Raw genomic sequence first — 24,071 nt, 5'->3', positions numbered from 1 at the left:
TTTATATTCCTTTACTATTTATTTAATGAATTTTTTGTAATAACAGAGCAGATTGTATTTTTACAATCAAAGGTTAATTTGGGGCGACCACCATAATCATTAATATAAGTAATCACGGGGGTATTACCTAATTGCTCATTTGTCATTCCAATATTGATCTCACTAAAGGGCGCAATCATAATTGGATTAAATTCTTTCGCATCTGTATTTGCATGGGCCCCTGCATTAATTATTGTGATGTAATAAGGTGTTGGGTTTTTGGCAAAAACAAGATTTCCTTTCTTTTCAAGCTGCATTTTTTCTTGCCATGGCGCACTGTTTTGCTGTGGTGCAATTGCTTCTGGACGATAAAATAATTTTATTTTTGTTTGTAATGCAATCTGTAAAGTATTTGGTTTATCACTCTTAGGTGGAATCTCACGCATATTAAAATAGAATAAAGACTCTCTATCCTGAGGTAATTTTTTTACATCAGGTAGAGCTTCAATTTTCATTTGACTAGATTTTCCTGGTTCTAATCGTTGAACTGGTGGTAATACAATTAATGGTGATGTTATTTTTTTACTTTCTTCATTTTCAATCCAACCTTGAGCAAGGTAAGGAAGTTGCTTATTATTATTGTTAATGTTTAAAGAGATTGACTTGTTCTCTCCATCAAAGATGACTCTTGTTCTATCTAATGATACCGCAGCCTCTGAAAAAGCACTTAGGGTTAAAGGCCCTAAAAAAATACTCATTAATGTCTTTTTGATATTCATTTTGTTATTACCTTTCATATTACTTTTATCTATTTAAACTAAATAATCATTTGACTATTGCTTTTACTACCTCGTTGCATGGAAGTAATAAATTATCTTGAATTTCTCGATTCATTAATTCAGAGGGGAAAATTATTTCACATGACATATTTTTACCCCATGTGACATTCATTATTTCTGAAGGATGAACACCGCTTATATAAGTATTACCTAAATCACCTACAATCCCTACGTTTTGCTTTTTATGATTTGTTACTTGAGCTCCTAATGGTGGATGAGTACCATCAGTAAGTACGATAACAGCCATAATTTTCTGACCTGAAATAACCGAAAATGAACGATATCCAACAGCACCTTCAGTTAATGTTGCTTGAATAACAGATTGTTGGGCATCTATATCATCAGGTAGCTTATTTAAATCAATTTGCGCTTTATTTCGATAGTAGCTACTGACATCTGAAATAACTGCTTTCCCAAATCGGTTTGATTCAACAGGAACACCAATACCACGAATCGTAATATTTGGAACATCATCAGTATCAACTAATATGCGTGCTCCCCCGAGATTATTTATTCTATGTGCAACCGTACCTTTTCCTGTTAAGGTCAAGCCACCTGAAGTGGAAAGGCCAAAAGCACTATATTGGTTATTTATATGATTCGCATTGGCTGACCAACGAGCATTATCCCCTTGATGTGAAATAAAAGCACTTGCGGTTCCACCTTTTCGATTTGCACCTGCACTTACCTGATAATTTGTTCTATCATCCAATCGGTCATAATAAGAAACACGATTAGTCGTATCATAGCGGCTTGTATTCATCGAATAACCAACATTTGCCCCATTACTTAGTGGGAAAGATAATGATACATAAGCGCTATCATCGGTCACACCATTATAAAAACTACGATTTGCAGATAAGCTAATACTCATATTTTTTATTGGACCGATATCCATATATTTCGATAGCATTAAACTGTAATAATCATTATCTTTTTTATCCCAATACGTCTGATGGTTATAATTTAAATATAATGATAACCCTATATCCTGGAAATTCTTATTTACAGATATAGTGTATAGCTCTTTGCTTCCATAATTGCGTAGCCCTGTTCGTTGGGTATTTAAGAAATCACTCATGCTCATATAACTTCGTTCTGAAAAACGATAACCTGCAAATTGTATCTGGCTATCGAACTCTTCAAATCGTTTAGAATAGTTAACTCGGTATGAGCTCCCACTTAATGTCCCTTCACCGGATAAACGGGCGATAGACTGAGTAACATCAAATGAAAGTGCACCGAATGCGAGTAAATCCCGCCCAAATCCCATTGATAGCGCATTATAATTTTGGCTATTCAAACTACCGCCAATTAAAGACCAACCATTACTAATACCCCAAGAAAATTCACCTGTAATGAAATTTTCTCCTTCACTTTGGCGCTCGGTATTCGTTGGCTGGCCTAGCGCAAGTTTATATTGAACTTGCCCAGGTCTTGTTAAATATGGCAAATTTGCGGTATCAACTTGAAACTCTTGAATTGAACCATCTTGCTCTTTAATGGCAACATTTAAAGTTCCTGTTATGGCATCACTTAAATTTTGGATACGAAAGGGACCCGGCGCAACTTGTGTTTCATACAGTATCCGTCCTTGTTGCATGACCGTCACTGTAGCATTACTTTGTGCTATCCCTGTTATTTCAGGGGCATATCCACGCAAGTTTGGTGGCATCATGCTTAATTCAGATTGCAAGCTTGCACCAATAAATCTAAAGCCATCAAAAATATTTGAAGCCAAATAGTCTTCACCCAGTACGAGTTTAGCCTTTAATTCAGATAGAGCTCGGTATGCATAAAAACGGTTCCATGTGAAATCAGATTGGTCACGTCCTTGGCTTCCTGTTGTGTGGTTATAGCGGCTTTGCCAATCAGCTCTAAATCGCCAAGCACCTAAATTGATACCTGCAACACCATTACTATTTACTGAGGATGAATTTGCTCCTCCATTATAGGAATTAGTGGCATTAGCATTCACATTATAATCAATAAGTAATGCTGATATTCCATTGTCCCAGCGAGAAGGGGGATCCCAGTTTTCTGATGTGTACTCTAGGTACGCTTGTGGAATACTGACATATAGAGATGACGTAGCTAAATCACCGCGCAGCAATAATCCTGGCAAGCTGTTTTCATTAAGGCATTGCCCTTCATGCCACCATGTTAATTTTTTTTGCGACTCAGAAGTAAGCCCGAGTAGCTTAACTATTTCTGGAGATAAACAAGGCTGACTATTATCAGGATCATACTCACCAGAATAATAGGGGATGCTAATGTCAGATATTTGTTCGTTATTGATTTTTAGCGTAAAGTTATAAACTCCGGGCATAATATAACCCGCACGAGAGAATTGGTTTAAATCAATGTTATTTTTGTCTTCTAAATCTAAAACATCAGTATTGAATTCAATATGATTATCTGCATTGATAGTTAAAGTCACACAACTGATTGTTAATCCAATAAGAATACTTAACCATTTTAATTTTGGTGTATAAATAGGTAACGAAGACATAAAACATTCCTAAAATCTAACAATAATTTATTTATTATTTAGTAATAATCTAGTTTAAAACGCAGTGATGTTTGATACTGCCCAGCACGTAAAGGTGTTTTATCTGAAATAACTTTTAACTGATAATTCAAAATATATTTCCCAGCTTTTATATCGTTCGGTAGTGTTTTTTTTCCTGGGTAAATATGTACTCCTTTCGAATCAGTTAATAATAGTGCTATACCTTGTGCTGACCCCGATACTGAAAAAAAATCCCCATTAACAGGCCCATCAAATGAAACTTCAAATGTTTTCCATGGTTCACCTGTATAAGATGTTAGTTTGCAACCAATTAATGTAATAAAAAAATCATGTGCTTGTCCTTGTCCTTTTTGCTGTATTAATGATAGTGGTAAAATTCCCATATCAATGGATTGTTCATAAGAACCAGTATCAATACTACATGCCGTATCCATAATGCTACCTTGCATTATCAGATCCATTGAGTTATTTGCAGAAGCACTTTTTAAAAAAGGTAATAGTAAAAAAAAACACAATGATAAAATAACTTCTTTTTTCTTTGTTATCATATTATAACCATTAAAATATACACCACGAGGTCTATCAACCCCGTGGTGAGATAGCATCTTATAAAAATTTATTTAATTATATGCTAATGTAAAATTAGTAACTGCTTGGAATTTCCCTGGTGTTACTGGAATAACTTTGCTTTGCGAATCAACTAGCTGAAGTCCAATTAATGATGCTTGGAATTTTAATGTGTTATTCCCTTCAACATAATTTTGTTTTGCGCCAGAGTTAACTTTAATTTGAGTACCCGATGAATTCATAATCTTCACTGCGGCACCAGTAGCATCACCTGTAATCTGTAAATAACCTGTATCTTTCCCCGCTTCAGTTCCCTTGAAAGTTACCGCAACTTGATTATCACCTTTTAGGTTACAGCCTTCTAATTTAATCTGAAATGGTTGTGCTGATGATTCACCACCGTTATCTAAAGTCACATTAGATACTTGGCCTAATGGAACTTCTTGATTCTCTTCACCAGGAGCAATAGAGCATGGCGCTTCAATAATAGAACCAGAAAATGTTACCGTACCACTCCCTGCATCAACAGCTAAAGCAGATGTACTCATTAAACCAGAAATCATAGTTGCTAAAATAATTTTTTTCATTTTTTCCTCAAACGATAAGTATAGATATACATATAAATATTTATATGCATTTTTTTAATAAAAAATATTTAAATAAAATATATTTAAATGGACTAATAAAAATAAATTGTATCAGAGGCTGATATCTTATTTTTTAAAGAAATTACATCATCCGAAGGGGATTTTTGAACTTCAGCAATAATAAGCTTAATGACTCTTTCAAATGGACAATCGAGTGCTACGCTTAAATTAAATAACATATCAATACTAATTTTATTTATTCCACGTTCATAACGTGACATTTGTTGCTGTGAAACATTTACTTGTTTTGCTAGTTCACAAGCAGAAATACCATTCTCTTTACGTATTTTTCTTATAACTAATCCACAGTAAATAGAAAATAGATTATCTTGTGTTTCATATTTGGATATGACTCTATTAACTTTACTCATAATTAATAACAAGGTCTCAGTTTAATAATTTATAATTTGTTGTGCTCTTATATATTCCCTTTAAGTGCTTACAATTATAATGAGTAGTATTTTTTAAATCAAACCACGAAAAAGAATAGAGTCTATTTAATTGGCTATATTTACACTTTTTACAATTCAGTTGTTTTTCTTATCTAACAATAAGTTATAAACATTTAAAGTTTTTAACAATTTTTTTAAAATCAAATTTAGAAGTTAGCTTGTTAGTTTATTAGGCTTGGTTTGACATAAAAAAAAGTATTTTTATCTGAAATTAACAAATTTTAATAAATCCTCTTAGATTGTAACAAAATAACTTGATTTCAATCAAAAACACACACATAAGGAGTGATTATGTAATTTGAAAAACGAAAGACTTTAGAAAAAAGACAGTAAAATCAAGTGATTAATTAATACTCTCATTTGGAGTAAAAATCTACAAAAAAATACAATTAAATCATTATAGTAGCTAGCAGAGATGATGTGTGGCTTCTTATCATTACATCAATAGCCTTACTTATCTAAATATTTATACCTCCATAGCCGAGACACTATAGGGTTCTATCTGCTTAAATTTTTTGTTACGGGCTCTTCTAGCTTATTTCATATCTAGTAAGAGAGTTACTGCAGAGTAGTAAACAAGTACGGATATGTGTCGTTTTTTACCATAATGTTTTATTTTAAGATATGACTTAGGGCGGTCATTAGTCTGATATTTTTTAACTTGGCTTTGTTAGCCTGTAAATTCAAATTGTTATGAAAGTAAGCTAGATTCTATTTATTTAGAAAGAGAAGGAGAACCAATAGTGAGTTTTTATGATATAACAGGAGGGAAAACAGCATAGTATTATATTTATAAATTAAATATTATGCTGTTTTTGATTAATGATACTTTTTAGTTGGGTGCAAATCTAAAATATAGGCTTACACATTAAACAGGAAGTTGAGCACATCGCCGTCTTTCACGATGTAATCTTTTCCTTCTGCGCGCATTTTACCTGCTTCTTTAGCACCTTGTTCGCCACGGTATTGGATAAAGTCATCAAATGCAATAGTTTGCGCGCGAATAAAGCCTTTTTCGAAGTCAGTATGGATTTTACCCGCAGCTTGTGGCGCAGTTGCACCAACAGGGATAGTCCACGCACGCACTTCTTTAACACCGGCAGTAAAATAGGTTTGCAGGTTTAATAACTGATATCCAGCACGAATAACACGGTTAAGACCCGGCTCTTCAATACCTAAATCCGCCATAAATTCATCGCGTTCTTCGTCTTCAAGTTCTGCGATATCAGACTCAATCGCTGCGCAGACAGGAACAACTACAGAGCCTTCGGCTTCTGCGATTTTATACACCACATCTAAGAACGGGTTATTTTCAAAACCATCTTCATTAACGTTAGCAATGTACATGGTTGGCTTTAATGTTAAGAAGCTCAAGTAGCGGATAGCCGCTTTATCTTCATTAGATAAATCTAATGTGCGTAACATGCCTGCTTGCTCTAAGTGCGGCAAACATTTCTCTAATGCTTCTAATTCCGCTTTTGCGTCTTTATCGCCGCCTTTTGCACGTTTTTGGACACGATGAATAGCGCGCTCACAAGTATCAAGGTCAGCAAGTGCTAATTCAGTATTAATGACTTCAATATCTGCGGCAGGGTCAACTTGGCCTGCAACGTGAATGATATTGTCGTTTTCAAAACAACGAACAACATGACCAATGGCTTCGGTTTCACGGATATTCGTTAAAAATTGGTTACCTAGGCCTTCACCTTTGGATGCACCTTTCACTAAGCCCGCGATATCAACGAATTCCATAGTCGTTGGTAATATACGCTGTGGCTTCACAATTTCAGCTAATTGATCAAGACGTGGGTCTGGCATTGGCACAACACCCGTGTTTGGTTCAATTGTACAGAAAGGGAAGTTGGCTGCTTCGATGCCGGCTTTGGTCAATGCATTAAATAGGGTGGATTTACCCACGTTAGGCAGACCAACGATACCGCATTTAAAACCCATATGTTTCTCACCTTAATAGCAAGGGGCAGCCTCACGCTGCACCCAATGTTTAGAAATTGGCGCTGATTATACACAAAAAGTTGATTCGGATGAAATGAACTCTTATGAAGTTGCTTTAAAACCATGTAAACGATTGATGGCTTTGTCCATCCCATCAGCCAGGAGAATATCTGTGCACCTAGCTGCTTCATCAATCGCATCATCAATGAGCTTTTGTTCAGATAAAGGCGGTTTGCCCAAAACAAAACCAACAACTTTATTTTTATCACCCGGATGACCAATACCAATGCGTAAACGATAAAAATTCGGGTTATTGGCGAATTTGCTTTGAATATCTTTCAACCCATTGTGCCCGCCATTACTGCCACCTAACTTCATTTTAGCCACACCTGGTGGTAAATCGAGCTCATCATGGGCGACTAAGATCTCATCGAGATTGATGCGATAAAAATTAGCTATAGCGGCAACAGATTTACCACTTAGATTCATAAAGGTGGTTGGAACCAGCAGACGGATATCGTTACCATTCATATTAATGCGAGCGGTATAACCAAAAAATTTAGCTTCTTCTTTCAATGGCTGATTATGGCGCTCAGCCAGTAAATCAACATACCATGCACCTGCATTATGGCGCGTTTGTGCATATTCAGCACCTGGATTGGCAAGTCCAACAATTAACTTAATTTTGCTCACGGCGATGATTTCACTATCAGTTATGAAAATAATGCCTTAGTTTACCTTGTGAAATACAGGATGTACAAAATTGTGATAGATAAAAGTCACTATGATTATAATTGCCGAATAAACTATTCGGATTTTCTGGGTTTTTGATAAAAAGCACTTTTTGTACAGATATTCTTGCTAACTTCCTTCCTTGTGATGTCTATCGCAAAAAATTTTACTTAATGCACTATAATCATTACATAAATATAAAGTATGACCGAATTTATTTACACATGCTTGCTTATCAGTTTACTGGTACTGGAGGTATATATGAAACGGAAAAGCGCTCATCTTCTTGGTAATGTCTTCATGGGAATCGGAATGGTGTTGATGATCGGGAGTATTGGTGTCAACTTATTCTCTCATATTGTTAACTTAGGCCTTTCAGAACTTATTACCAATGGTTCCTTATTCGGCATTTTTATCGGTGCGATGGTATGGTTAGTCGGTGCAAGGATCGGCGGCCGTGAAAAAGTTGCAGACCGTTACTGGCAGTTAAAACAACAATATCATTCACGCAGAGATAATCACCACTATCCATAAATAGCCTAGAGCAATTAATTGCTGATAATGGTGAACAAGTTTGATAATTAGGCATTAAGAAGAGTGAAATTCCAAAGAATTTTGCTCTTTTGTCGTGAAGATTGTGAGTTATTTTAGATGGCTATTTTTATCGTTTTATTACGTGAAATCACCACTATGATTGGCGATAGAATATAAACATAGGCATCGATGGTTTCTTTCCTGCCAAAATCATAAAGCCCCTGCAAATTACATTGCAGGGGCTTATATTTTTTATTGTGACTTTTTCATTATGGTTGAACGCTAAAACCCAATATTGGAGAATTAGTGCTCAAACATTGCTGAAATTGACTCTTCGTTGCTGATACGACGGATAGCTTCAGCTAACATACCTGAAAGCGTTAAGGTGCGAACATTGCTCAGCGCTTTGATTTCAGGAGAAAGAGGAATAGTGTCACAAACAATGACTTCATCAATGACTGAATTTTTGATGTTGTCTACAGCATTACCTGAGAAAATCGGGTGTGTTGCGTATGCAAATACACGTTTAGCACCACGTTCTTTCAGTGCTTCAGCTGCTTTACACAGAGTACCACCGGTATCAATCATATCGTCCACTAAGATGCAATCACGACCTGAAACATCACCAATGATATGCATAACTTGAGAAACGTTCGCACGTGGGCGACGTTTGTCAATAATGGCCATATCAGTGTCATTCAGGAGTTTTGCGATAGCTCTAGCACGTACCACGCCGCCGATGTCTGGAGATACAACGATTGGGTTTTCCAAATTCTTCTGTAACATATCTTCCAGAAGAATAGGGCTACCAAATACATTATCCACAGGAACATCAAAGAAGCCCTGGATCTGCTCTGCGTGTAAATCGACAGTGAGCACACGGTCTACACCTACACTTGACAGAAAATCGGCAACAACTTTAGCGGTGATTGGTACACGGGCAGAACGTACGCGACGATCCTGTCTTGCATAACCGAAGTAAGGGATAACAGCGGTAATACGACCAGCAGATGCACGGCGTAGCGCATCGACCATAACAACCAGTTCCATCAGGTTATCATTGGTTGGTGCACAAGTTGACTGGATGATAAAAATATCACCACCGCGAACATTTTCATTAATTTGAACACTGACTTCGCCGTCGCTAAAACGACCAACAGCCGCGTCTCCAAGATTAGTGTAAAGGCGGTTAGCAACACGTTGTGCTAGTTCCGGTGTAGCGTTACCAGCAAAAAGCTTCATATCGGGCACGAGAAAAACCTCAGGCTTGCGTCCAGAGAGATATTGTTGACCAATAGCGACAAGGCTTATTGGTGCAATACACGGGTTATCCCAGCGCGGAACTTGTGCAGTGGGGAAACGTTAACGCCTTGAGCGACGAACCCTTGCACCCACGATGGGGCTTTATTTAACACCTGCAGGGCATCCGCTTGTGTTTCAAATTCAGAAAAAACACATGCGCCTGTTCCTGTAAGGCGAGACGGAGCATATTCTAACAGCCAAGAAACAAGCTGTTCAACCTCACGAAAACGTTTTCTTGCGATTGGTTCACAGTCATTTGCGTACGGAGCCAGTAATAATGCGGCTAGGGAGCGTTTTGGAGAATTTCGATTTAATTGTGGATCTGTGAAGATCATCGGGGTTGATATTTCAATTCCGGGATGAGCGACGAGATACCATTTCTCTTCAGGGGAAGCTTTGGTTAAAATATCACCAATCCCTTCAGCGAAAGCGGCATGTCCACGAACAAACACTGGAACATCAGCACCTAATGATGCACCTAATTCTGCAAGGACTTCATCAGAAACCTGTGTTTTCCAATGTTCGTTAAGCGCAATTAAGGTTGTTGCTGCGTTTGATGAGCCCCCACCAATACCACCGCCCATGGGCAATACTTTATGAATACAAATATCAGCCCCTAATGGGCCATCGTGCTGTAAGGTATCGCGGCAATAGGATTGTAATAATTTAGCTGCCCGTAAAATTAGGTTTTTTTCGGGGGGAACCCCTTGCATGTCAGTCAATAAATTCAGTTGGTCGTCATCACGTGCTGTAATGGTGATTTCATCGCCATAATCAACAAATTGAAATAGAGTTTGTAATTCATGGTAGCCATCAGAGCGTTGGCCTGTGATGTACAAAAAAAGATTTAATTTTGCCGGAGATGGCCATGTTAACGTCATTTCTTCAGTGTCCAACTATCCATTTTTAATTTGATAAGCCTGTCCCCTTGGCGTAGCTCTAGGTAGTTTGGCAGCATAGGTACCGTTTTGCTGTCATACGAAATGTAGTTGAGCTGCCAAGTTTCACCATTGCTTTTAAACGTGACACTTTTCAGCAGGTGGTTTTCATCTAAGGTAAAGTCTGTTGCACGTCCCGGTGAGCCTGTTAACCATGCAGTTAGGTCATCAATTGGAATTTCCATACCAGTAAGTTGATAGATAAGCTCGCTTGGAACGTCACTCATATGGGTTTGGCCATCTTTAGTGGTTAACCGAGCTAAATCAGGTTCAACGGTAAGCTCAAGTTCGCGGCTACCTAATGGGTTGGTCAGCAACAAACGGTACTTTTCAGGTGTATATTGTTGCCAGAAAAACTTAGCATACGTTTTTGTTTCTCCGCCGTTATAGGCAAATGATCCACGGGTTTGGTAGTCACGTAACTGACTTAATTCCTGTTGATGTGCTTTCCATTTCGCATCGGATGCGGAGCTGGTTCCTTTTGTGGTCGTTTGTGACGTTGTCACGCATGCGGTTAGCAAGACGCATGAAAGTGGCAATAGGCGAAAAAAATGCTTATTTATGTGCATAAAGGGCAAAGTTTGAGTTAATTGCATATCAAATCTCAAAGTTGTATTGGGCGCTGATAGCAGTCTCTAATTGAGTTACTTGCATTTAAAGAAGTTCAGTTTAGCGCGTTAAGGCCATCAGAGTCATCTATTACACTAGATGATATACCTTGCGGATAAAAATCTGTAAGTGATTTACCGTTTGTATACAAATAACATAGTGTATTGACAGGGAAAATGGTTCCCTAAAAATGTTATTAGTCCAATCCAGTTTGGGTTCATGTGTCGTTAAGTTATCAGGATAAACCTCACCAGTCACCATTTGCTTTCTGTGCGAAATAATTGCATTCTCTATGCATCTTATTGTAGTTAATTTATCATTGTAAATAATGATATGGCTGATAATCAGTTTCATATAGCATAAATAAACGATAAAATTACGATCAGCTGTGATTGGTAAAATAACCATTACGTCTGTTTTTTTCGGTTTATTTTTTGGCGTGGGTCATCTTTCTGAAGGATAGCCTTATGCAAACCGTAGAAAGAGAGACGCGGATCATCTACAATAGAACAATATAAATAACAGTATTGCTAAATTGATGGGGAATACCCATCGAGCATTACTGAAAATAATTAGCACTGTAAGCAATGTGAGTAAGTCGTAAAGCACAATGACCTTATTAGCCTTAGGCATCAACCATAAAACAGCACCAGTAGCCCTGCGTGAGCGGGTGACATTTGGTCCTGAAAAAATTGACCATGCACTTGAGGAACTTCTCAAACAGCCTCAAGTGAATGGTGGCGTTGTGCTGTCTACCTGTAATAGAACTGAGCTTTACTTGAGCCTTGAATCACAAGAACGAGCTCAAGAACAGCTAGTAAAATGGTTGTGTGATTTTCATGGTATAACCCAAAAAGATTTACAGCCAAGTTTATATTGGCACCAAGACGACCGAGCGGTGAGCCACCTAATGCGTGTGGCGAGTGGCTTGGATTCATTAGTTTTGGGGGAGCCACAAATATTAGGGCAAGTAAAAAAGGCGTTTGCACTTTCGCAAGGTAACCATTCGTTATCAAGCGAACTTGAGCGTCTTTTCCAAAAATCATTTTCTGTTGCAAAACGTGTGCGTACAGAAACCGATATAGGAGCGAATGCAGTTTCTGTGGCATTTGCTGCTTGTACACTTGCTCGTCAAATATTTGAATCACTTAAGCATTTAAATATTTTGTTAGTTGGCGCAGGGGAAACTATTGAACTTGTGGCTCGTCATTTGCGCGAACACGGCGTACAAAAAATGATGATAGCTAACCGAACACGTGAACGGGCGGAACTATTGGCCAATGAGGTCAATGCACAAGTTATTTCGTTATCGGATATTGATAACCGTTTAGCTGAAGCGGATATTGTCATTAGTTCAACGGCGAGTCCTTTACCCATTATAGGGAAAGGGATGGTCGAGCGTGCAATGAAAGTACGTCGTAGTAAGCCGATGTTGTTAATTGATATTGCCGTTCCTCGTGATATCGAACAAGATGTTGAAAAATTAAGAGATGTTTATCTCTATACTGTGGATGATTTGGAATCTATCATTGCACAGAACCTTGCTCAGCGAAAAGCCGCAGCCGTTGAAGCTGAATACATTGTTGAGCAAGAAAGTAGCCACTTTATGGATTGGTTGCGCTCACAAGCGGCAGTGTCTACAATTCGCGATTACAGAGAACAAGCTGAGGCCATTCGGGCAAATATGACTGAAAAAGCGTTGACGGCTATCCGTCAAGGTGCAGACCCTGAGCAAGTGATCATGCAATTATCGCAACAATTAACCAACCGCCTTATTCACGCTCCAACCAAGTCTTTGCAGCAAGCTGCAGGAAATGGGGATGTAGAGCGTCTAAATCTACTTAGGGACAGCTTAGGGCTGGACCATCAATAACCACATTTTAATCATAGGTCTTATATAACGAATGAAGCCTTCTATTGTCGCAAAACTAGAAGCATTACAAGAACGCTACGAAGAAATTGAAGCGCACCTTGCTGATGCAGGTGTAATTGCCGATCAAGACCGTTTTCGTGCTTTATCAAAAGAATATGCTCAATTGTCTGATGTCGCTAAATGCTTTAGCGCATGGCGCACAGTACAGGATGACATCGAAACAGCTGAAATGTTGTTAGACGATCCTGAAATGAAAGAAATGGCTCAAGAAGAGCTTAAAGAAGCCAAAGCGCGCAATGAAGAGCTCGAACAGCAATTACAATTGTTATTGCTTCCGAAAGATCCTGATGATGAATATAACTGCTTCGTTGAAATCCGTGCGGGAGCAGGGGGAGACGAAGCGGCAATTTTTGCGGGTGATTTATTCCGTATGTATAGCCGCTATGCAGAAAACAACCGCTGGCGCGTTGAATTAATGAGCACGAGTGATGGTGAACATGGCGGTTTTAAAGAAGTTATCGCGAAAATTTCCGGTGATAGCGTTTATGGTCGCTTAAAGTTTGAGTCAGGCGGTCATCGTGTTCAACGTGTCCCTGAAACTGAATCTCAAGGCCGTATCCACACTTCTGCTTGTACTGTGGCTATTTTACCTGAACTGCCAGAAGCTGAGTTACCTGAAATCAGCCCTGCGGACTTACGTATTGATACCTTCCGTTCATCGGGAGCGGGTGGTCAGCACGTTAACACCACAGATTCTGCAATTCGTATTACCCATATTCCAACAGGTATCGTTGTTGAGTGCCAAGATGAACGTTCACAACATAAAAACAAAGCGAAAGCGATGTCTGTGTTAGGTGCGCGTATTCGCCAAGCAGAAATGGATAAACGCCAAGCCGCGGAAGCCTCTGAACGTCGTAACCTGTTGGGTTCTGGTGACCGTTCTGACCGTATTCGTACCTATAATTTCCCTCAAGGCCGAGTGACTGACCACCGTATCAACTTAACGTTATACCGTTTGGATGAAGTAATGGAAGGAAAGCTGGATTCACTTATCCAACCTATCATCAATGAATACCAAGCAGACCAACTTTCTGCGTTGTCTGAGCAGGAATAATGCAATATATCGAATGGGTCAAGCAGGCAGCGAATCGGCTGTCTGCAAGTGACAGTGCGAAGCGAGATGCTGAAATTTTACTGGAACATGTCACAGGCCGCAGTCGTACCTATCTTTTTGCTTTTGGTGAAACAGAACTCAAAGCCGAAGAATTCCAACAAGCTGAATTACTTTTACAACGCCGTGAGAAAGGTGAGCCTATCGCCTATATTATCGGTGAACGTGAGTTCTGGTCTCTTCCTCTTTATGTCTCTCCTGCAACACTAATACCTAGGCCAGATACCGAATGCATTGTTGAACAAGCCTTATCTAGGCTAACAGAGCAAAAAAATCAAATTTTAGATTTAGGCACTGGGACAGGGGCGATTGCATTGGCTTTGGCGTCAGAGATGCAACAAAGTCAGGTTATTGGTGTTGATTTTAACCCTGATGCAGTTGCTTTAGCACAACGAAATCAGCAGCGTTTGAATATTTCAAATGTCAAATTTATACAAAGTAATTGGTTTTCTTCACTATCAATTCAACAATTTGATATGATTATCAGTAATCCACCCTATATTGATGAAAATGATATGCACCTCAGTGAAGGTGATGTGCGATTTGAGCCGTTAACCGCTCTAGTGGCGAAGGATGAAGGCTTAGCTGATTTAATGCATATCATTAAAGAATCTAAAAAGTATCTTAAAAATCAAGGGTGGTTGCTTCTTGAGCATGGCTGGACACAAGGTCTTGCGGTGCGTGATTTATTTAAAGTACATGGGTACACCAAAATTGAGACTTGTCTTGATTATGGTGGAAGAGAGCGAATTTCACTCGGTCAATGGAATGGTTAAGTGGCGTAGCAGTGGGAATGTAATGAAAACCATAGCGAATATAGAGTTTAATCAACTCCCTTTAAGTGAAGGGATCATGACTGTGTCACAATGTATCCGTCATGATTTCCCGCTGATGAAAGTGCAAGCTCAGTTAGATAGCTTAGTATCATCAGCCAAGTCTTGTATCGATTTAACTGCTGATAATGAAACAAAAATTCAGCAATTGACTTCACTTTTCTACCAAGAATGGTCGTTTGGTCCAGCTGAAGGAATTTATTTGTTATCGGATATGCTGTGGTTAGATAAAGTATTGTCATCTAAGCAAGGCACGCCAGTGACACTCGGTGCTATCTTCTTGTATGTTGCCGAACGCCTTGGTATTGCGATTTATCCCGCTATTTTTCCTACGCAATTATTATTTATCAGTGAAAGAAATGATGGCAGCCAATGGGTAATTAACCCTGTTAATGGCGAGTCTTTATCATTACACACATTAAATTTATGGCTCAAAGGAACAGTTGATCCTTTTTCTGAATTTTACCATGACCAACTGGATGTAGCAGAAAACAGCGTTGTCATTCGTAAAATTTTTGACACATTAAAAGCGTCATTAATGGAAGAGAAAAAGATGGAATTAGCGTTGCGGGTTTGTGAAACGCTTCTGACTCTTGACCCTGAAGACCCTTACGAAATTCGTGACCGAGGGTTAATTCTGGCACATTTAGACTGTAATCATGTGGCATTGAGCGATCTCAATTATTTTATTGAGCATTGCCCAGAAGACCCTGTTTCTGAAATGATTAAAATACAAATTTATTCGCTGGATAACCATCCGGTCGTATTACATTAATTAACATACAGGCCTATCCCCTGTTTTAATATTTAAGGTAAGAGTATGCAACAGAAAGTAGTCAATATTGGTGATATCAATGTCGCGAACGACTTGCCGTTTGTGTTATTTGGTGGAATGAATGTATTAGAATCCCGCGATATGGCGATGAAAGTGTGTGAGCATTATGTCACGGTGACACAAAAGCTGGGAATTCCTTATGTTTTTAAAGCGTCATTTGATAAAGCAAATCGCTCATCAATCCACTCTTATCGTGGCCCTGGTCTTGAAGAAGGAATGAAAATATTCCAAGAGTTGAAACAAACATTTGGCGTAAAAATCATTACGGATGTTCATGAGCCAGCACAGGCCGCCCCTGTTGCTGAAGTCGTTGATGTTATCCAATTACCTGCGTTCTTAGCACGCCAAACAGATTTAGTTGCGGCAATGGCTAAAACAGATGCAGTAATTAATATTAAAAAACCACAGTTTATCAGCCCAGGGCAAATGGGGAATATCGTCGAGAAATTTATCGAAGGCGGTAATGATAAAATTATTCTTTGCGACCGCGGTGCGAACTTTGGTTATGACAATCTAGTGGTTGATATGCTTGGCTTTAATGTCATGGTCCAAGCATCAAAAGGCTGTCCTGTCATTTTCGACGTAACCCATGCACTGCAATGCCGCGACCCGTTCGGTGCAGCATCTGGTGGCCGTCGTGGCCAAGTTGCTGAGTTGGCAAGAGCTGGAATGGCGGTTGGAATAGCAGGTTTATTCCTTGAAGCGCATCCAGACCCAGACAACGCACGTTGCGATGGCCCATCAGCACTGCCATTAGATAAGCTGGAACCATTCCTGAAACAAATGAAAGCAATTGACGAAGTTGTAAAAAGCTTCCCAGAGTTAGATACAAGTCGCTAAGTTAGGCGGTTTATGCAACTCACTGAAGTCGTTTCTATGTTCGGCGCTGATTTACAGCGCCGATATGGTGAAAAAATCTATAAAATCACCTTACATGGTGGCTTTAATTGCCCGAACCGTGATGGCACCCTTGGGCGAGGAGGCTGCACTTTTTGTAATGTGGCCTCTTTTGCTGATGAAAGTCAGTCATCTCAAACTATTAGTGAACAAATTCACCAACAGATCACCCGAATTTCCCGCGCAAAACGTTATTTAGCTTATTTTCAAGCCTATACCAGCACTTATGCCGAAGTAAGCCTATTAAAACAACTTTATGAAGAAGCCTTACTGCAAGCCGATATTGTTGGTTTATGCGTAGGAACTCGCCCTGACTGTGTCCCTGAATCCGTTTTGTCTTTGTTAGGCCAGTATCAACAGAAAGGCTATGAAATATGGCTTGAGCTAGGTTTACAAAGTGCTCATGATAAAACACTACATCGTATTAATCGTGGCCATGGTTTTGATGCATACCGACAAACAACGCAAAAAGCCCGTAGCCTTGGATTAAAAGTGTGTACGCATTTGATTTGTGGATTACCCGGGGAAAATGGCCAAATGAACATGGAAACACTTGATAAAGTGCTTGAATGCGGAACGGATGGTATCAAATTACATCCGTTACATATTGTTGAAGGCAGTGTGATGGCCAAAAGTTGGCGAGCAGGGCGCTTGGCAACGCTTTCTCTTGATGAATATACCCAAACTGCTGGTGAAATGGTACGTCATACTCCGACTGACATTGTCTACCACCGTATCAGTGCTAGTGCAAGAAAGCCAACTTTGCTCGCCCCGAACTGGTGTGAAAATCATTGGGTGGGAATGAATAATTTATATCAATATTTCTTAAAATGGGGAGGGCAAGGCTCCGCGCTTTGACTTCTTTAATGAGAACAACTATGAAATCAAATTTTTATAAAGCTATTATCGTTTCATCTTTAATTACGTTTTCTTTTCAAGCTGCCGCTCAACTTGATATTACTCCTGGAGATAAACAAAAATTTGTACAAACTCACCAAAAAGCAGTCAAGAAAGATGCCCTTGCTCAGTACCAACTTGCTCAAATGTATTTTTCCGGTTTAGGTGTCCTACAAAATTTTAATAGTGCGCGTTTATGGGCAAATGAAGCGGCAAAAAACGGTAATGCGGATGGTTATGCATTATTGGCGGATATCAATCTATTAAGTGATAGTTACTTTTCGCAGGAATTGGCTGATGCCCGTAAATACGCGACAAAAGCGGTTGAAATGGGCAGTACGCGAGGAAAAATCAGTTTGGCAGAGTCATTGATAAACCCAATTGCAGGCAAAACGGATTATCAACAATCTATAGAACTTCTTAATGAAGTTAATGCGTTAAATAACCCGGATTATTTTATTGCTCCAATTTTGCTTGGTGTTATTTATTTAGATGGCAAAGGCGTTGCAAAAGACGAAAAGCAAGCACAGCAATGGTTTGATAAAGCAAATGAGATGACTTATCCAGGCTATGCAGAGTGGATGGCTGCGTTTAGATTTTCTGAAGATAACACAGGAACGGTGACCATCGACCAAGTTAAAGCAAAAAAATTAAGGGAAATAGCCTGCGAAAAAGGAAAAAATGCAGGGAATGAGATGTTTTGTTTTAGTGAGTGATAGCTAAACCGCCATGTGAAATAGCATGGCGGTTTGCTTTGATACCTAAGTTAAGGCGTTGTTGTTGGTTTTTCTGTGTCGATAGAACTTGCCTGTTCGATAGCTTTAACGGCTTCAAGTGCATGATCCATTGAATTATAAAAGCTCAATACGCCTTCAATAGGTGTCACTTTCGCTCTTGCCAAAGTTTTTAATGGCTGGAACGGAATGTCACAAACTAAGACATGGGTATCTTTGCGTACGGCATCTATGAATTTTTCGAAAGCTTCTAAACCACCTGCATCTAAAACCGGCACTGCGTCCCATTGCATAATAATGGTTTCATAACCTGCGCTTTTGACGCGCAATTCATCAAAAATACGTTCAGCAGCTGCGAAAAATAATGGGCCATTTATTCTTACGACTAAGCGGCTTCGCTCTTCGTCTGTTTCTGCGAGTTGTGTTGAACGGGTCATATTGGCAATACGCCGCATGAACAATAACGACGCGAGAACAATCCCGACAGTGATAGCAATAACCATATCAAATAGAACAGTTAGAGACATACATAGTACTAATACAATAATGTCATCTTTTGGCGCACGTTTAATCAGGTAAACGACTTTGCCCGCAGCACTCATGTTCCAAGCCACAATCAATAGTAATGCAGACATTGCGGCTAATGGCAGATAAGAGAGCATTGGTGCAAGAACTAATAATGTAAGTATCACCAGTATTGAGTGAATAATCGCAGAAATGGGGGATGTAGCACCTGCACGGACGTTAGCTGCAGAGCGTGCTATTGCAGCGGTTGCTGTGATCCCACCAAAAAAAGGCGCCGCAATGTTCCCCACACCTTGGCCAATAAGTTCACTATTGGAATGGTGCTTGGTTCCTGTCATGTTGTCCAATACTACAGCACATAACAGTGACTCAATTGCGCCAAGTACCGCCATAGAAAATGCTGCAGGCATTAATGCGGTGATCATCGCCCAGTTGATTGGCGCACTTCCGGGGAGTTCCCATGGCAAAATAAACTGCGGTAGGATAGGGGGAATACCATTACCTTCAGTACCATCAGGCAATAAATAGCTAAATTCAGAACCGATAGTCGCGACTTCCATACCAAATAATGAAAGTACCCACATGACGAAAGTCCCGACAATAAGGGCTGGCAAATGGCCGGGAAGTTTTAATTTTAGTTTAGGCCAGAAGATAAGCACCAAAAGGGTTGAAAGACCAATTAGTGTGTCACTGTACTGAAAAGTGGGGAAGGTATTGCCAATAGCAATGAGCTTATCAACATAGTTTTCTGGGACATGCGCCATTTGCAAGCCAAAGAAATCTTTAATTTGCATGGTAGCAATGGTGATAGCAATTCCCGAAGTAAAGCCTAAGGTGACAGAAACGGGTATGTATTCAATAAACTTACCAAAGCGAGCAAACCCCATCGCAAGAAGTATAACACCTGACATCAATGTGGCGACTAATAACCCACTTAACCCAAATTGTTGAGAGACAGGGTAGAGGATCACCACAAAAGCCGCTGTGGGGCCTGAAACGCTATAGCGTGACCCACCAGTTACCGCGATGACGATCCCAGCAATCGCGGCAGTATAAAGCCCATATTGAGGCGGAACACCGCTAGCGATAGCCAAAGCCATTGCGAGGGGGATAGCGATAATACCCACGGTAATACCCGCGATTAAATCCTTAATAAGGCGGGTAGCCGTATATTTTTCTTTCCAACAAGAATCTATTAGCGCACTAAAAGGGCGCAACCTATTAATTTTTTTTGTACTCATTATACCCTACCAAATAACAGGGTGAAAAATAAACGAAAGATGTACCTATAAGGATACGCTTAGCAATCTAAAAAAAATCTGTTATGTATCAATGAATCTGCAATTATCATAACGTTTTCAGTAACAAAAGTAAAAAACCGTTATATTATAAAGAAAAATAGTTAGAGTACATTTTATATGGCTATTTTTCTTTTTTAGACTGTATATGTGAATGATGTAATCGTAATTTTATTTTTTAAGTAGTAATTATAAATCATTATAAATAAATAATTAGTCAACACGTATAATGGCTAGATTGTTATGATTGCTACCAATAATCCTATCCATTGCAGTAGTACTAGCCCAAGAGCACGTATGAAAAGACGTTTAGTCCCAGACCACCTTTGCTGCATCGTACAATGTTTAATTTTGCTTGGAAATAAAAAATTTAAAGCATTATCAAAATGTTCTGTTTCATTATGTGTGTAGATAATTTTAAAGAAATGATTATCTAGCCATAGGCGATATATATAATACTGGCAAATTATAAATATAATCACATTGACGAATAAAATATATTTAGGGTAATTAGAACCCAAAAATAAACTTAATTGGCAAAATAATGCTAATACAGACCCTACAGCGAAATAACGCCAACTATGAGTCAAAATAGTGATGACTTCACCTTGTTGTTTATTCATCAATGTATTCATTTTTTCACTCGGTTTAGGTGGTAATGGGTATACCAATAATTCAGCTGCTCTATCGTTGCTGTATTTAAAATCACTTGTGGGCGAGTTTGCTCAACTAATACTACGGCCCCTTCTATATTTTTAGCATCACCATGATGTACCAGCCATGCAACAGCCACAGTCGCACTTCGTGAGTAACCTAATTTGCAATGAATATATACCGCACCCTGTTTTACCAACTCATCCATAGTATGGACTGACTTTTCGATATCTTCCGCGCTTAGAGGTAACAAATCAATTTGCGGTTGGCTACAATATTTCAGCCCTTTACTGTAAGAATTGCGAGGCCATTCGCAAGTCATATCTAAAACAGCTTGAGTTTGCAAAGCGTAAAGCGGGCGCCCTCCCAAAACAATATGTTTACTGACAATACTGGGTTGTGCGCAGTGCTTAGCGAAGTAATGATAGGTTCCCCAAGCAATCAGCCGGTATGGCAGTAATAAAATAGCAGCTGAAGGGGAAATATTACCTTCCGGTGTTTTTTGGAAAACGCTGGCTCCGGCTCCTAAGTAGCCAAGGGTAATAAAAAAGAGAGCAATAGCAGGCCATAATAGTAACCAAGCGAACCCTTGGAAGGTAAAAGCAAGAATAAAACAAGCAAGAGAACTGGTTCCATAGTTTTTACTCATTTTAAAACTGCGAGGAGAACCTGTGTAATGCCATTGCCAATGGGTTTGTATAGGAAGTAAATAGCTAATTAATAGGCCAACGACAAAGCCAGTGATGACATCAATAAAGTGGTGTTGCCATGTGGTTAGAACTGAAATTAAAATTAAAACAGACCAACTATGAAGCAACCAGCGCCATTTTGTTGGTGTATGTGCTCGAAAACGTAACCATAGGATCCACAATAAAATAATATGTAATGAAGGGGCTTGGTTAAAGGGGAGATCAAATAGCTCTAGGCTGTTAAACATCCAGCCAAATAGGCCATCAGTGCTTGGTCGAGGGAAACTAAACTTTAGTGGAAATAGTAAAAAACCAATACAAGCAACAAGAGAAGCCGTGATCAGCCGTAAGCCGTGGATGGTTTGTTCTTTACGGGTCGTGCAAATAAATAATGATAACCCATAGAATAAGTCAATGCTCCAATAGGGAATGATAGTCCAAGGAAGAAATGGGATATGTGTTTCCCAAGAAAAAACGATAGAGGGAACCTGGTCTAACGTTGCGGTATAGGTATTGACTTGGCCATAAGTTAAGAAGAAAAAAGGTGCTAGAAAAACTAACCATAGCAAACCAGACAGTATTATTTTGCGTCGAGGTACAACCTGTTGAGGTTCGCGGGTTGCAGTTATCATCCTTTATCCTATTCCTTAAATGTCAACGAACTGGTGGTGATATTAGTAAATGATTGGGAAAACAAATAACGCTAAGCAGCATAGGTGCTTTGCTAACAATAAACAACGGCTATCATCTAAAGTTGAAGTAAGTGATTGATGGCAATAATGTGTCACCAATCACTCTGGAGGATAACTAGATTAACGCCGTCTAGCTATAGATACGCTGAATATGCCCCAGTTATCAATTGATTGGTTTAGTTTTTCAAAGCCCGCTTCTTCAACTAAAGCATCCATTTCGCCTTGGCTACGGCAACGCATAACCCATGCTTGCCCACCTTGGTGGCTTGGGAGTACCCGGGCAATCATTTCAACTTGAGGGTGCCATGGTTGACAGGTATAAATTAATAGCCCGCCAGATGGAATTGCCCGAGAAATCCCATTTAATGAAGCCTTTATCATTTCATTATTGGGGAACAGCTCATACAAACCACTGACGATGCCAATTGTTGGCGATGGTGAAACCGCAGCTAGATCATCGGCATCAAAAGCATTACCTTCAGTAAATTGGATTTTGTCTTCAAGGTAACGTTCTTTTATATGTAATCGCCCTTGCTCAACATTGATAGGGCTATAGTCTCTTAGCCGGACGGACTCGACTTTTCCATAGTCATTAATCGCATCAAAAATATAACGACCTTGGCCTGCGGCAATATCCATAATTCGCACGGGAGTCCCTTTCTCTGTTAGGTCACGAATAGCCTGCCGAATGATGTTTTCAATATTGACTTTGCGTTGGCGTATTCCTTGCCAGCCAATACTGTTGAGATATTGCCTATCAATCACACGGCCAAACAAGCCTTTCCCCTGCGCTTTATCCCGATATACGTAATCAAGGGTCGAACCTGAATCAAACCCTTTATCATAACCAATACGAATACCTTCAGAAGCTTTGCCAAGTGTGCTCATTGATTTGCTCATAATTTTATAAGCAAGATTTTTGGGGCACCATTTAGGTAATGGAGTCATGAGTGAACGATATTTTTCAGCGCTGACACTCCACGTATCTTCATATTGATAATTATGTTGGTAGCACGGTAAGGCGAATAATTTGCCAATAAACTCACGGATTTTCTCAAGTGGGATATGGCGTTCTTTTTCACCTAAAGTGTCATGATAAAAACCGGGTAATATATGCTTTTCTTTTATTGGGGTGTTTAATTTTTCAAAAAACTGATGTTGAGGCCGGTGGTGAACAACGTGGTCGCTACCCGAAATAAATAGTTGAGTGGGCAAAGTAATTGCACCCGCATCAGCAACGATGCGATCAGCCGTTTTATACAGCTCAAGTAAAATATTGACGGCAATAGGGCGAGTGATCAATGGGTCGCGATTAAACGAATCAATTCGTTGTGCATCGTGAGTGAGAAATTTAGCTTTAACATACGAATTTACATAGAACAAGCCTCGAGCCTTTTGCATTAAAGCAAGCCCTGTTCGGGCAAATGGAACATACAATTTAACTTTAAATGCAGGGGAGGCGAGTACCATTCCTCGAATTTTGGGGGCGTAGTCATGAACCCAAGCGGAGACAAGAACGGCACCAACACTTTGCCCAATGACAATGATATTTTCTAACGGAATATTATATTCAGCGGAAATGTAACGCACAAACTCATCGACATCATTGATGGATGTGCTTAGTGAAGGGCTATAACCTCGAGGGCCATCATTTCTACCATGGCCACGGGCATCCCATGCAAACATAGCATAGTCAGGTAAATTGAGTTCATCGACTAAATGGGCGACTCGGCCGGAATGTTCATGGCCTCGATGAAATAAAATAATCGCTTTGTTGGTCGGCGTTTCTGTTGGCCAATGTCGATAAAAAAGAGAAGTATGGTCACTGGTGGTAAATTGGGACTCAATAACGGGACGTTGCGTCAGATAATCTGTCTGAACGTTCATA

The 24,071-nt window shown here is 39.4% G+C and carries 22 protein-coding genes; 8 read left to right on the top strand and 14 right to left on the bottom strand.

Going from position 1 to position 24,071, the window contains the following annotated elements; all coding sequences use genetic code 11:
• Nucleotides 1–14: 14 nt before the first annotated feature.
• The 7 genes from P3L40_RS12170 to pth all read right to left on the bottom strand — a co-directional run bounded on the left by P3L40_RS12170 (nt 15) and on the right by pth (nt 7,663).
• On the bottom strand, nt 15–758 hold the full coding sequence (locus P3L40_RS12170; RefSeq protein ID WP_231135957.1) for a fimbria/pilus periplasmic chaperone: 744 nt from the start codon (nt 756–758) through the stop codon (nt 15–17).
• A gap of 46 nt (nt 759–804) precedes the next feature.
• On the bottom strand, nt 805–3,330 hold the full coding sequence (locus tag P3L40_RS12165; RefSeq protein WP_004264101.1) for an outer membrane usher protein: 2,526 nt from the start codon (nt 3,328–3,330) through the stop codon (nt 805–807).
• Between the two features lie 38 nt (nt 3,331–3,368).
• Nucleotides 3,369–3,899 (bottom strand): fimbrial protein, encoded by a 531-nt coding sequence (locus P3L40_RS12160; RefSeq protein ID WP_136135201.1) that lies wholly within the window; start codon nt 3,897–3,899, stop codon nt 3,369–3,371.
• A gap of 72 nt (nt 3,900–3,971) precedes the next feature.
• Nucleotides 3,972–4,505, bottom strand: coding sequence for a fimbrial protein (locus P3L40_RS12155; RefSeq protein ID WP_004264109.1), 534 nt, complete (start codon nt 4,503–4,505; stop codon nt 3,972–3,974).
• Between the two features lie 92 nt (nt 4,506–4,597).
• Nucleotides 4,598–4,936: a helix-turn-helix domain-containing protein gene (locus tag P3L40_RS12150; RefSeq protein ID WP_004264112.1), complete on the bottom strand. Its 339-nt coding sequence runs from the start codon at nt 4,934–4,936 to the stop codon at nt 4,598–4,600.
• 942 nt (nt 4,937–5,878) lie between these two features.
• Nucleotides 5,879–6,970, bottom strand: a complete 1,092-nt coding sequence (gene ychF, locus P3L40_RS12145; protein ID WP_094962511.1) for a redox-regulated ATPase YchF — start codon at nt 6,968–6,970, stop codon at nt 5,879–5,881.
• A gap of 102 nt (nt 6,971–7,072) precedes the next feature.
• A complete protein-coding gene (gene pth / locus P3L40_RS12140) occupies nt 7,073–7,663 on the bottom strand; it encodes an aminoacyl-tRNA hydrolase (RefSeq protein WP_094962512.1) in 591 nt (196 codons plus the stop codon).
• 300 nt (nt 7,664–7,963) lie between these two features.
• Between pth and ychH the strand changes: the two genes are divergently transcribed.
• Nucleotides 7,964–8,236, top strand: a complete 273-nt coding sequence (ychH, locus tag P3L40_RS12135; RefSeq protein ID WP_136134759.1) for a stress-induced protein YchH — start codon at nt 7,964–7,966, stop codon at nt 8,234–8,236.
• A 303-nt stretch (nt 8,237–8,539) separates the two neighbouring features.
• Here ychH and prs read toward each other — a convergent pair whose 3' ends face one another.
• The 3 genes from prs to lolB are packed head-to-tail and all read right to left on the bottom strand — an operon-like array spanning nt 8,540 to nt 11,072.
• Entirely contained in the window at nt 8,540–9,487 is a 948-nt protein-coding gene (gene prs, locus P3L40_RS12130) for a ribose-phosphate diphosphokinase (RefSeq protein WP_004910604.1), read from the bottom strand.
• A 56-nt stretch (nt 9,488–9,543) separates the two neighbouring features.
• A complete protein-coding gene (gene ispE / locus P3L40_RS12125; RefSeq protein ID WP_136134760.1) occupies nt 9,544–10,419 on the bottom strand; it encodes a 4-(cytidine 5'-diphospho)-2-C-methyl-D-erythritol kinase in 876 nt (291 codons plus the stop codon).
• Complete coding sequence (lolB, locus tag P3L40_RS12120; RefSeq protein WP_004264131.1) at nt 10,416–11,072, bottom strand: lipoprotein insertase outer membrane protein LolB; 657 nt, start codon at nt 11,070–11,072, stop codon at nt 10,416–10,418. Before lolB ends, ispE begins: the two co-directional genes overlap by 4 nt.
• Nucleotides 11,073–11,695: 623 nt before the next feature.
• Here lolB and hemA point away from each other — a divergent pair.
• The 7 genes from hemA to P3L40_RS12085 are packed head-to-tail and all read left to right on the top strand — an operon-like array spanning nt 11,696 to nt 18,307.
• Nucleotides 11,696–12,958, top strand: coding sequence for a glutamyl-tRNA reductase (gene hemA, locus P3L40_RS12115; protein WP_110591650.1), 1,263 nt, complete (start codon nt 11,696–11,698; stop codon nt 12,956–12,958).
• 31 nt (nt 12,959–12,989) lie between these two features.
• Nucleotides 12,990–14,072 carry a peptide chain release factor 1 gene (gene prfA, locus P3L40_RS12110; RefSeq protein ID WP_004264135.1) on the top strand — a complete coding sequence of 361 codons (1,083 nt, stop codon included), beginning with the start codon at nt 12,990–12,992 and terminating at the stop codon, nt 14,070–14,072.
• On the top strand, nt 14,072–14,905 hold the full coding sequence (prmC, locus tag P3L40_RS12105; protein ID WP_004264138.1) for a peptide chain release factor N(5)-glutamine methyltransferase: 834 nt from the start codon (nt 14,072–14,074) through the stop codon (nt 14,903–14,905). Before prfA ends, prmC begins: the two co-directional genes overlap by 1 nt.
• Nucleotides 14,906–14,927: 22 nt before the next feature.
• The gene (gene sirB1, locus P3L40_RS12100; RefSeq protein ID WP_036958727.1) at nt 14,928–15,737 is read left to right on the top strand and encodes an invasion regulator SirB1; all 810 of its coding nucleotides are present in this window, start codon (nt 14,928–14,930) and stop codon (nt 15,735–15,737) included.
• Nucleotides 15,738–15,782: 45 nt separating this feature from the next.
• On the top strand, nt 15,783–16,637 hold the full coding sequence (gene kdsA / locus P3L40_RS12095; RefSeq protein WP_004255137.1) for a 3-deoxy-8-phosphooctulonate synthase: 855 nt from the start codon (nt 15,783–15,785) through the stop codon (nt 16,635–16,637).
• 12 nt (nt 16,638–16,649) lie between these two features.
• Entirely contained in the window at nt 16,650–17,552 is a 903-nt protein-coding gene (locus tag P3L40_RS12090) for a TIGR01212 family radical SAM protein (RefSeq protein WP_094962515.1), read from the top strand.
• Between the two features lie 20 nt (nt 17,553–17,572).
• The gene (locus P3L40_RS12085) at nt 17,573–18,307 is read left to right on the top strand and encodes a tetratricopeptide repeat protein (protein ID WP_210852579.1); all 735 of its coding nucleotides are present in this window, start codon (nt 17,573–17,575) and stop codon (nt 18,305–18,307) included.
• Nucleotides 18,308–18,357: 50 nt separating this feature from the next.
• Here P3L40_RS12085 and dauA read toward each other — a convergent pair whose 3' ends face one another.
• From dauA to P3L40_RS12065, 4 genes are all read right to left on the bottom strand, one after another.
• Nucleotides 18,358–20,091 (bottom strand): C4-dicarboxylic acid transporter DauA, encoded by a 1,734-nt coding sequence (gene dauA, locus P3L40_RS12080; RefSeq protein ID WP_210852581.1) that lies wholly within the window; start codon nt 20,089–20,091, stop codon nt 18,358–18,360.
• Nucleotides 20,092–20,381: 290 nt separating this feature from the next.
• Entirely contained in the window at nt 20,382–20,771 is a 390-nt protein-coding gene (locus P3L40_RS12075; protein WP_247605797.1) for a hypothetical protein, read from the bottom strand.
• An 8-nt stretch (nt 20,772–20,779) separates the two neighbouring features.
• Nucleotides 20,780–22,123 (bottom strand): phosphatase PAP2/dual specificity phosphatase family protein, encoded by a 1,344-nt coding sequence (locus tag P3L40_RS12070; protein WP_210852585.1) that lies wholly within the window; start codon nt 22,121–22,123, stop codon nt 20,780–20,782.
• 180 nt (nt 22,124–22,303) lie between these two features.
• Nucleotides 22,304–24,070: a bifunctional alpha/beta hydrolase/class I SAM-dependent methyltransferase gene (locus P3L40_RS12065; protein WP_210852587.1), complete on the bottom strand. Its 1,767-nt coding sequence runs from the start codon at nt 24,068–24,070 to the stop codon at nt 22,304–22,306.
• Nucleotide 24,071: the final 1 nt, after the last annotated feature.

Origin of the sequence: Providencia sp. PROV040, assembly GCF_032706145.1 — a bacterium.
GTDB lineage: Bacteria > Pseudomonadota > Gammaproteobacteria > Enterobacterales > Enterobacteriaceae > Providencia > Providencia hangzhouensis.
This window is presented reverse-complemented; position numbering and strand designations above follow the sequence as displayed.

Bases quoted from the DNA above. Each gene is read 5' to 3' on its own strand.
- prmC (WP_004264138.1), top strand. From the start codon at position 14,072: ATGCAATATATCGAATGGGTCAAGCAGGCAGCGAATCGGCTGTCTGCA.
- dauA (WP_210852581.1), bottom strand. From the start codon at position 20,091: ATGAGTACAAAAAAAATTAATAGGTTGCGCCCTTTTAGTGCGCTAATA.
- prfA (WP_004264135.1), top strand. From the start codon at position 12,990: ATGAAGCCTTCTATTGTCGCAAAACTAGAAGCATTACAAGAACGCTAC.
- P3L40_RS12165 (WP_004264101.1), bottom strand. From the start codon at position 3,330: ATGTCTTCGTTACCTATTTATACACCAAAATTAAAATGGTTAAGTATT.
- P3L40_RS12070 (WP_210852585.1), bottom strand. From the start codon at position 22,123: ATGATAACTGCAACCCGCGAACCTCAACAGGTTGTACCTCGACGCAAA.
- sirB1 (WP_036958727.1), top strand. From the start codon at position 14,928: ATGAAAACCATAGCGAATATAGAGTTTAATCAACTCCCTTTAAGTGAA.
- ychF (WP_094962511.1), bottom strand. From the start codon at position 6,970: ATGGGTTTTAAATGCGGTATCGTTGGTCTGCCTAACGTGGGTAAATCC.
- lolB (WP_004264131.1), bottom strand. From the start codon at position 11,072: ATGCAATTAACTCAAACTTTGCCCTTTATGCACATAAATAAGCATTTT.
- P3L40_RS12155 (WP_004264109.1), bottom strand. From the start codon at position 4,505: ATGAAAAAAATTATTTTAGCAACTATGATTTCTGGTTTAATGAGTACA.
- P3L40_RS12090 (WP_094962515.1), top strand. From the start codon at position 16,650: ATGCAACTCACTGAAGTCGTTTCTATGTTCGGCGCTGATTTACAGCGC.
- ychH (WP_136134759.1), top strand. From the start codon at position 7,964: ATGAAACGGAAAAGCGCTCATCTTCTTGGTAATGTCTTCATGGGAATC.
- hemA (WP_110591650.1), top strand. From the start codon at position 11,696: ATGACCTTATTAGCCTTAGGCATCAACCATAAAACAGCACCAGTAGCC.
- ispE (WP_136134760.1), bottom strand. From the start codon at position 10,419: ATGACGTTAACATGGCCATCTCCGGCAAAATTAAATCTTTTTTTGTAC.
- P3L40_RS12150 (WP_004264112.1), bottom strand. From the start codon at position 4,936: ATGAGTAAAGTTAATAGAGTCATATCCAAATATGAAACACAAGATAAT.
- P3L40_RS12065 (WP_210852587.1), bottom strand. From the start codon at position 24,070: ATGAACGTTCAGACAGATTATCTGACGCAACGTCCCGTTATTGAGTCC.
- kdsA (WP_004255137.1), top strand. From the start codon at position 15,783: ATGCAACAGAAAGTAGTCAATATTGGTGATATCAATGTCGCGAACGAC.
- P3L40_RS12075 (WP_247605797.1), bottom strand. From the start codon at position 20,771: ATGAATAAACAACAAGGTGAAGTCATCACTATTTTGACTCATAGTTGG.
- P3L40_RS12085 (WP_210852579.1), top strand. From the start codon at position 17,573: ATGAAATCAAATTTTTATAAAGCTATTATCGTTTCATCTTTAATTACG.
- P3L40_RS12160 (WP_136135201.1), bottom strand. From the start codon at position 3,899: ATGATAACAAAGAAAAAAGAAGTTATTTTATCATTGTGTTTTTTTTTA.
- P3L40_RS12170 (WP_231135957.1), bottom strand. From the start codon at position 758: ATGAATATCAAAAAGACATTAATGAGTATTTTTTTAGGGCCTTTAACC.